Genomic DNA, 8,808 nt, shown 5'->3' with positions numbered 1-8,808 from the left:
CTGCAAGATGGTTTGAGAAGTATAATGGAGGCAACATACATAAGCGGGGGATGGGTCATAGAATGCATCAGCGTAAGGGAAGCCGCGGATAAATGGTGTTATCATAAGCCGGATGGTCAACTATCATTGCGCAGCCGGACGAATCGAAGGCCTGCAGAAGATGGCAATATGTGGGTTGTGCCGAAAGATGTTGAAAACCCCGAAGAAATGATCCCTGCCCGATGTTTGTGAGGTGAGCGGCAAGTATGCGTCCCGAGTCGATCGAATTTCATAACGGCCTGCCGGTCCGGGCGTTTGTCCGGGCTGGCAACCAATACCCCTACCACTGGCACGAGGCGTTGGAGATTGTGCAGGTGCTCAAGGGCTCGGTCAACATCGGCATGGGCAACGACGAACTGTCGATGCGGGAAGGGGACGTCGCCATTACGAACATGGGCGAGCTGCACCGCATGACCGGGGACGGAGAGGACGAAATCCTGTTTCTACACATCGATCCCGCTTTCTGCCGCAGCGTCCTGCCGGACCGTTATCTGTTCCTCTACTGCTGCTCTACCTATCACGAAGCCCAGGCTCCGGAAAAGTATGGTGTGCTGAAGGACTATATCGCCCGGCTGGCCGGGCTGCTCGGCGCGGACCAGCGCGGCGCAGACAACGGCAACCTGAAGAAGCTCTTGAAGGAAATGCTGGCCTATACCGTGTACAATTTCGATTTTTTGCGCTGGGGCTTCGGCACCGAGCCCTTTGACGAAAAACGCGTGGCAAGGCTCCGGCAGATGGCGCGGCATACGACCAGCGACGCAGAGGTGCGCCTCGGCCTGACGGCTCTTGCCGCGGAGCTGGGCGTCAGCCTCCAGCATATCTCCGGCGACATCAAGGAAAAGTTCGGCATGTCCTTTCAGGAGCTGATGTGCTACGGCCGGTGTGAGCGCGCGGCAAGGCTGCTGCTCGGCTCCGGCCTGCGCGTCGTGGAGATCGCGGAGGACTGCGGCTTTTCCGACGCCAAATACCTCATTAAATATTTCCGGCGCTTCTTCCACGCCACCCCCTCGGATTTTCGCAAAGCCCATAAAGCGGACAGCGCGGCCCTTGCCCGGCAAGCGCGATACAGGGACATACCCTTCGACTATGCCGTACGCCGGCTGTCGGCGGCCAACGCCGGAGATTTCATAGAATAACCGAATGAACATGCCCAACAGATAAACCCGCTTAACGCGGGTTTATTTTTTGATAAAAAATTGATTTTTTTTTCTCGGAGCTTAAAAGTGTCAATGCGCGGCTTTTCCAAATGCAATAGAGTTATGGCAACGAGGAAAGGAAGGTGATTGAAATATGTACCCGGAAATCATTGGATTTTCAGGAAAGCTGCCGCTAAAAGCCTCGGTGTGGCAGATCGATGAATACCACTACCACTGGCACAATGCCGTGGAGATCATCCTGGTGCTGGCGGGAAAGACGGAGGTTACCCTGTGCGGCGAAACCCACCTGCTGAAAGAGAACGAAGTCGCCGTCGTCAACGTGAACAAACCGCACCGCATCAAAAAGAACGGCGGAACAAACCGGCTGCTGCTTTTGCAGATAGACCCCGCCTTCTGCGTCCGTGCCGATCCGAACTTTGAATATATGCTTTTCCAGTGCTGTTCTACTGACCCTGAGGCCGAAGCGCCGAAAAAATACCGCTGTCTGAAAGAGCATGTCGCCCGGCTGGTGCAGCTTCTCCCGGACGATGAAGCAGTTCCGTACCATGAAGAAGCTGTCAAAGCCTGCCTGGAGGAACTGCTGATCTATATGATGGACAGCTTTGACTACCTGCGCTAAGGTGCGGGGACCTGGCGGATCCGCGACCGGCAGGTGCAGCGGTATAAGCAGATTTATGAGTACGTCCGGCAGCAGCCGATGGGCAGAAACTCTCTTGCGGAGCTGGCGAAGGCGCATATGTCGGGCGGCATCAAAAAAAAGCCTTTCAAACGTGTGTCACCAATTATCCAGCCTGATTCTGAAAAGAACGGCTTTAAGGTGGATTTGTGGAGACTTTTGTCAGATTAATATGTCATCTTGACAGTCGGTGGTTTGACCGTCTGGGGTTACTGATATTATATTTCTATTGCCATCATAGGCGTAGCTGAATAAGGAGACAGTATTGGCTTCCTTTTATTGGTGAGTTCTGTCAGCTGGTTGATGTTGTTATATATATCAGTTCTTAGTCCATTGGGATAGTCGATGGCTTTGACTATGCCGTCAGTGTAATATTCGTAGCTGATTCGCACAGGCTGCTAGCCATTTGCGCTCCCTACTGCTCACAAGTTCGCTATGTCCTAATTGTAAGAATATTCACACCCTCAAATGGCTCTTTTGCATTATAAATATTTACATATTATAATATTATTGTAAATTATGATATAAAGCACCCTAACTAACCAGCGGAGAGGAAAGAATCATTTTTATTCGCACTAGTATTGATATTATCACTTATAATAACACCAGTAACACAAGCCATGGAGGATCAGGCAATTGGTGTGGACGAATCATTAGTTGTAAATGAAGAAAACGTCATAAACTATAAAGAACTAAGTAGGGATATGATACAAGGACTTGATGAGGCAGATTTGAATAGACTTAAGGATAAGATAGTCTCTGATTATATTAACAGAAATCCAGATGCGGTTTTAGAGATACCATTTACCTATGATCAAATCCAAAAAGCAACAAAGAAAAAGGAGACTAATATAGAAGAATTAGTCTCGAAAAACCTAATACTACTCGAAAAACAATCTAAAATAGAATCTTTAAACGTTGGTACAAACGAGACGTTTAATCGTGCAGACGCAGTATTCACTAGTGCAAATTCGGGGTTTTCTTTAACCTCTGATATTCCGAACAGAACCAAAGCAGATCATGGTTTCGACGGAACGGGTTGGGCAGATGCTAAAAGTGATTACCAATGTCCCGGTGGGATTGGCTCAGGTTACGCAATGAGTTCAATTGGTCTACTAGTTTCAATTACTGGTTCTGGTTCGGGTAGCGCCTTAGTCAACATTCAAGGCACTTATAATGGGTATCTACAAGTAGCAGGTGCAACAGCTGGAATTATTAACAGCAGTGCGTATGCATCTGTTGATTTTGATATCTATGAAGTTGATCCTTCAACATCAGAACTTATTTCATTGGTGGCAAGTTCAAATATATACTCTAACGGCGTCGCATTATCGGTTTTGCCTAATAGTTTTGGTGGTAATATATCAGAACCTTTAATGCCAACCTTGTACGCTGGTAAGACCTATTATTTCGCTATAACTGCTTATACTAAGTCGGAAATTGATTTCTATGCTGTTTTCCTTACATAAAGAGAAGGACGGGGATTTTAAAGTGACTTTGACCTTAATAAGATCCCTGTCAGGGGATCTCCTTATTCAAGTACTGAACACCTTGGAGGAATCGGAGCAAAAGCTCATTATACAAAGATTTGGCCTGGAAAATGGGAAAACCCTCACAATAGCCGTCGGATTATTATAGTATGAATACCACCGAGTTGAAGGATTGGCTAACTTTAGTGGATAATAAATTATTTGAGAGTATTAAAGCTAAAGAACTGAATGAACCCTGTATTTGATAAGTCCAGTAGGAAAATCCTGCTCGGGCGGTTGTGGGATAGATTTAAGCGCGATATCATTAACTTGGAAATCATTCATTCATATTGTTTGTTAGGTATATTATATACCTAACAAACAATAATCTTTAGGAGGAGCAATGCCTACTGCACTGGCCATTTTAAGCGTTATTGGAGCTATATTAGCCTTTATAGGACTTTCTGTTTTTATATTTCTGCAATATATCACATTTTAATATTAAATCCACTCCTTTTACTTTATTCCATAGGAATAATCCTTTACACAAAAGAACATTTTGATTCGCAAAGAAATTTAGAAGGCAGATGGTCATTGAAGGTCGATAAGGTGATTATGAATCTTATCATTGGCATAGTCTTCCTAATTGTAGGTATAAGGCCTATGGGTGCAGTAGGCTCTATAGGAGTCATAATTATTATTGTATATTCTTTGTTGGTAGGTTTATATAAGACAGCAAGCAAAAAAGAAAGCGGCTCAACACCGCTTTCTGATTTTTTAAAAAGAAATAAGACCTGAATATACCGGCGTAGCATCAAACCTTTTTGGCTACGTTCTCCCCGAAAGGCTGGGTATAACCATCGGAAGTGCCCTTCTCAATATATTCCGCCGCCATTCCGGCAACATCGATAACCATTTTCATACAAGCCTTAAAGCGGTTTTTATCAAACCACTCGGGGTAATCCTGGTTAAGGGTTTTACAGTCCAGAGCGCCGTATTTTTCCCTGAATTCATGGGACATACCATTAAAGAATCTGTACAGGCCGGGATTACCGTAGAGCCGGTCCACACGATCCTGGAATTCGCCCTCCATGGGGTTTTTACGTCCATGCACCGCCCCGACAGCCATAACTGCCCCGACCAGGGCTCCGCAATTGTGCCCGGCCAGTCCCATTCCGCCGCCGAACCCGGTAGCCAGTGCCACTGCCTCGGTGGGATATTCCGGAGCCACCCCGGTATCCAGAACCGCTTTGAGGACTGATTCTGCACAGTTAAGGCCAACTTTGAAATTATTTGCCGCATTATCTTTTACTTTTTCTACGAATTCGCTCATTGATTCCCCTCCTTAATAACCATTCGACTTACTCCATCAGCATGATACTCAGCAACCTTGCCTTACCGCCCCCTTTGCTGTTTGGTACTACCCATCACCCTAATGGTTTTCTTTCTATATATCTGTCTGAAGAAAACTCTTAAAACAGCACAGCTGCGTATTATGAGCCATATTGGAGTGCTGATAGTCAGAAGCCCTTACCGAATCGGCTATATGTATTAGTCTATATGTTATTATGATAAGGAATAATACTGGGATGGTCTATCAATTATTTAACAATCACTTTGAAATATCATATTGGTGCCGGTAATTGTACAGGCCTCTGACCCAGCTGCCTTTATTCCAACTGAAAGCCAGTTGCGCTTAGCTCAAACCGCCCTGGCTAACTGATGGCCTGGAAAAGTTTAAATCCTCCGCTGATGTTTCTCACCTGATAACCCTTCTGTTTCAATATGCGAGCTGCCATGTAACTGCGCAATCCAACCTGACAATAGGTTAACACCGGCCTATCCTGAGGAATGTCCTGCAAGTGCAGGCGAATCTCATCAAGGGGGATATTATGAGCGCCTTCCACAGCGCCTGATTCGTACTCTTTAGCGGTGCGCACATCGATTAAGAAGGCGCCTTCAGCCGCCAGGGACGGCACTTGATGCCAGTAAACGATGTCTATGTCGTGGTCTATGATGTTGGATGCCACATAACCGATCATATTTACCGGGTCCTTGGCTGACGAGAAGGGAGGGGCATAGGCCAACTCCAATTCCTTTAAATCAAAAACCGTCATGCCGGCCCGAATAGCGGTGGCCAGAACATCAATACGCTTATCTACCCCTTCGTAACCTACAATCTGAGCACCCAATAGCTTGCCTTCCCCAGGGGTAAACAGCACTTTCATTGACATTTGCGAGCTGCCGGGGTAATAAGTGGCATGCGGAGCGGGATGGGTATGACAGGCCAGGTAGTTAATTCCCTGCTGGCCCAGTCGTTTTTCGTTGCTGCCGGTGACTGCCACCACCATATCCATGAACTTAAGGATGGCGGTACCTTGGGTGCCGTTATATCTGGCCTGTCGGCCACAAATATGGTCGGCAGCCAACCTGCCCTGTTTGTTGGCTGGCCCGGCCAGAGGAACCAGAGCCGCTTTACCGGTAACAAAATCCTTTACCTGAATGGCGTCGCCAACCGCATATATATTGGGGTCGGAAGTCTGCAGGCCATCGTTGACCAGAATGCCCCCGGAAGATCCCAGAGCTAATCCAGCCGCTTCAGCCAAAGCGACCTCCGGGGCCACACCGATTCCCAGAACAGCCATATCGGCTGCTATAAATTGGCCGCTCTGCAGTTCGACGCCTTCAACCCTGGAAGACCCCTTTAAGGCCACCACTTTATCATTCAGAATCAGGTTTACATTTTGGCGGCGTAAATACTGATGCAGGAACGCTGCCATTTCCGGATCCAGAGCGCCCATGACCTGTGCTGCGGACTCGATTACGGTGGTATTTACCCCTGATTGATGCAGGGCTTCCGCCATTTCCAGGCCAATAAAACCTGCGCCGATGATGGCCGCCGCCGCAGGCTGATTGACGGTAACAAAATCTTTTATGAGATCACTGTCGGGAACATTGCGAACGGTAAAAACATTAGGCAGATCTATTCCGGTGATGTCAGGAATGATGGGATGGGCGCCGGGGGACAGTATCAGGTAGTCGTACTTTTCAACGTAAGTCTCCCCGGTGAGCAATTCCCTGACTTCAAGGGTTTTATCCTGGGGATGGATGCTGATCGCTTCATGGTGAGTGCGCACATCGATATTGAAGCGCTTGTGCATGGCCCGGGGGGTTTGCACCAACAGGCTCTGTCTTTTGTTGATTACACCCCCCACATAGTAAGGCAATCCACAATTGGCAAAGGATATGTGTTCACCGCGTTCGATGATTACAATTTCAGCCGCTTCATCCAGCCTCCTGAGTCTCGCTGCCGCACTGGCTCCTCCGGCAACACCACCGACAATGACGATCTTCTTGCTCATCATAATTCTCCTTTCCAGGTTGTCTCGGACGATAAATTATCCGCTCGCAATATTACAGTGCTTTCAACCCCGCCGCCACATCTTCTTTGCTGATTTTTTCACGATGATATATGATAACAATAGACCAAGGCTCAGATACCGGATATCAATTATTTGACAAGGATAATTACAAATGCCAGAATCTTTTAGCTATTCACTGGAGAGTCTGCCTTTCCTGACCTGTATTGAACCCGAACTGGTAACCACGCTGTGCAAGAGGGCGGCCATGTCAACCCATGTAAAACAGGGCGAGGCTTTATACAGGCAGGGAGATATTTCCGATGTCTTATTTGTGGTCCAAAAAGGGACCTTTAAATCTGTTTGGGTGAATCAGGAAGGCAAAGAGATTATATTGCAGTTGTCGGGAAAGGGCTCATTTCTGGGCGAGAATTCCATCTGCGATAAAACCAGGCATTTGACCTCGGCTATAGCCATGGTGGATTCCCGGGTGTGCATTCTCACCCGCGACAACCTGGAGGAAGTTATTCGGGAATCGCCAGGACTGGCGCTTCAAGTTATCTGTAACCTGGGCAACCGGCTGCGCGCTTTTTCCCAGGAGGTGCTTGATTTCCGTATCGGTTCGACCCGGGAGAGGGTGCTTAAACTTCTGATCAAACTGGCCGCCGAGTACGGCGAACCATGCCCAGAGGGTACTAGAATAAATATGAGACTCACTCAGTACGAGATATCCTGTTTCATCGGTGCTTCCCGGGTGATGGTGGCGCAAACCTTGAAAAGGCTGATTGCTGAAAACCAGGTGACTCGTGACAAGAACCAGTATATTCTGATTGATCCTGAGGGTGTCCGCGGTTCGTGCTGCTCAGGGTGATGAAACGCAGTCCCCGGCCATGATCCCAAGACGAAAACAGACCCGCCAGGGGTCTGTTTTCCGTTAAAAGACCGGTTATTTCAGGGTCTTATCTAGAAAGTCCAGAACATGGCTGATGCTTTCCGGGTTGGTAAAACCATGGCCATCATGACCCATACCGGGCATGGTTACCAACTGTACCTTATCCTTTCCCAAAACCGCTTCCAATTTCTTGGTGAGTTCGGTTGACTGCTGGTAAGGAACCAGGGTGTCAGCGGTGCCGTGCTGAATGTAAAACGGGGGATCATCCGGGGTTATATAATTGGCGGCATTTACCAGCTGTACCAGCTCTGGAACCAGGGTGATTCTATCACCCACATACTTTGACCCATACGAATCCAAAACATCCATCTTTTCACCGTTAATACCGCTTGTTTTGAATTGCTGATCCATAGTGGCGAGATCCACCGGGCCGCACCAGTCCACCACCGCTTGAACCCGGTCGGAAAAACGAGTGTACCCCATACTCAGGTCCTGCAATTCCTGAACGCCTGAAGAGGTCCCTGCCAGGGCTGCCAGGGCGCCGCCGGCTGAACTACCCCATACCGCAAGTTTGTTGGGATCCAGATGATATTTGCCTGCATTGGCGCGAATGAAGCGGATGGCGGCCTTTACGTCCTGAATCTGCGCGGGAGCAATCGCCTCCCCGCTCAGGCGATAATTAACGGCTACTACCGCATAACCGCGCTTCAACCCGGCTTTGGCGATTTCAGTGTCGGGACCCGTCTTGTCTCCGCCGCACCAACCGCCGCCGTGGATTGAAATGATGACCGGATAAGGTGCTTCAAATCCATCGGGAAGAAAGATATCCAGCTGCTGAGCCGGTGGCGAGCCATAGGAAATATCCACGTAGGTGTCTTGACTGGCGTAAAGGGAACTGGCAACGATTATTAGTACCAATAATACCGCGAACATTACGGAAATCCGCTTATACATTTTTACCCTCCACTATGATATTATCAGCTGTCTATAAATCGGATCTACTCTATAAAAACCCTACAATATTTCACAGCCCTGTCTTGCACCAAGTAAAATATTGTGGCCTTCTAAAATCAGGAAATCATGTTTTATAGCGGCTGTCCAAATCCAGGTATTTTTCCAGTCCAACCAGCTGATTAAAATCATTGAATGACAACATCTCAGCCTGGCAGGCTGCGGTGGACCCGGTCGCCAGCAAGGTGGAAAAGACCTTCTCCAA

At 48.0% G+C, this 8,808-nt stretch carries 11 protein-coding genes; 7 read left to right on the top strand and 4 right to left on the bottom strand.

Annotated elements, in window-relative coordinates; all coding sequences use genetic code 11:
* The 4 genes from B3W37_RS04985 to B3W37_RS04970 form a co-directional block, all read left to right on the top strand.
* Window positions 1-231 (top strand): hypothetical protein (locus B3W37_RS04985; protein ID WP_483174964.1); only part of this gene is annotated, 231 nt, incomplete at its 5' end.
* Between the two features lie 14 nt (window positions 232-245).
* Complete coding sequence (locus tag B3W37_RS04980; protein WP_483171583.1) at window positions 246-1,175, top strand: helix-turn-helix domain-containing protein; 930 nt, start codon at window positions 246-248, stop codon at window positions 1,173-1,175.
* A gap of 154 nt (window positions 1,176-1,329) precedes the next feature.
* The gene (locus tag B3W37_RS04975; protein ID WP_483171584.1) at window positions 1,330-1,815 is read left to right on the top strand and encodes a cupin domain-containing protein; all 486 of its coding nucleotides are present in this window, start codon (window positions 1,330-1,332) and stop codon (window positions 1,813-1,815) included.
* 78 nt (window positions 1,816-1,893) lie between these two features.
* Window positions 1,894-2,043, top strand: coding sequence for a hypothetical protein (locus B3W37_RS04970; RefSeq protein ID WP_483174963.1), 150 nt, complete (start codon window positions 1,894-1,896; stop codon window positions 2,041-2,043).
* A gap of 47 nt (window positions 2,044-2,090) precedes the next feature.
* Here B3W37_RS04970 and B3W37_RS04965 read toward each other — a convergent pair whose 3' ends face one another.
* Complete coding sequence (locus tag B3W37_RS04965) at window positions 2,091-2,264, bottom strand: hypothetical protein (protein ID WP_483174962.1); 174 nt, start codon at window positions 2,262-2,264, stop codon at window positions 2,091-2,093.
* A gap of 189 nt (window positions 2,265-2,453) precedes the next feature.
* Between B3W37_RS04965 and B3W37_RS04960 the strand changes: the two genes are divergently transcribed.
* Both B3W37_RS04960 and B3W37_RS04955 read left to right on the top strand, forming a co-directional pair.
* Entirely contained in the window at window positions 2,454-3,341 is an 888-nt protein-coding gene (locus tag B3W37_RS04960; RefSeq protein WP_483174961.1) for a hypothetical protein, read from the top strand.
* 594 nt (window positions 3,342-3,935) lie between these two features.
* Complete coding sequence (locus B3W37_RS04955; protein ID WP_483174960.1) at window positions 3,936-4,139, top strand: hypothetical protein; 204 nt, start codon at window positions 3,936-3,938, stop codon at window positions 4,137-4,139.
* A 16-nt stretch (window positions 4,140-4,155) separates the two neighbouring features.
* On the opposite strand, the gene B3W37_RS04950 is transcribed toward B3W37_RS04955, so the two are convergent.
* Together B3W37_RS04950 and B3W37_RS04945 are read right to left on the bottom strand one after the other, a co-directional pair.
* Window positions 4,156-4,674, bottom strand: a complete 519-nt coding sequence (locus tag B3W37_RS04950) for a C-GCAxxG-C-C family protein (RefSeq protein WP_481042635.1) — start codon at window positions 4,672-4,674, stop codon at window positions 4,156-4,158.
* Between the two features lie 382 nt (window positions 4,675-5,056).
* Window positions 5,057-6,706, bottom strand: coding sequence for an FAD-dependent oxidoreductase (locus tag B3W37_RS04945; protein ID WP_483174959.1), 1,650 nt, complete (start codon window positions 6,704-6,706; stop codon window positions 5,057-5,059).
* A 169-nt stretch (window positions 6,707-6,875) separates the two neighbouring features.
* Here B3W37_RS04945 and B3W37_RS04940 point away from each other — a divergent pair, with 169 nt between their 5' ends.
* Window positions 6,876-7,571 (top strand): Crp/Fnr family transcriptional regulator, encoded by a 696-nt coding sequence (locus B3W37_RS04940; protein WP_483171026.1) that lies wholly within the window; start codon window positions 6,876-6,878, stop codon window positions 7,569-7,571.
* Between the two features lie 75 nt (window positions 7,572-7,646).
* Here the strand turns inward: B3W37_RS04940 and B3W37_RS04935 are convergent, their stop codons facing one another.
* A complete protein-coding gene (locus tag B3W37_RS04935) occupies window positions 7,647-8,546 on the bottom strand; it encodes an alpha/beta hydrolase fold domain-containing protein (RefSeq protein ID WP_483174958.1) in 900 nt (299 codons plus the stop codon).
* Window positions 8,547-8,808 lie beyond the last annotated feature (262 nt).

The sequence above is a fragment of the Syntrophomonas sp. UBA5494 genome, assembly GCF_002426325.1.
The sequence above is the reverse complement of the archived record's forward strand: the minus strand, read 5'-3'. Positions and strand labels throughout refer to the sequence as shown.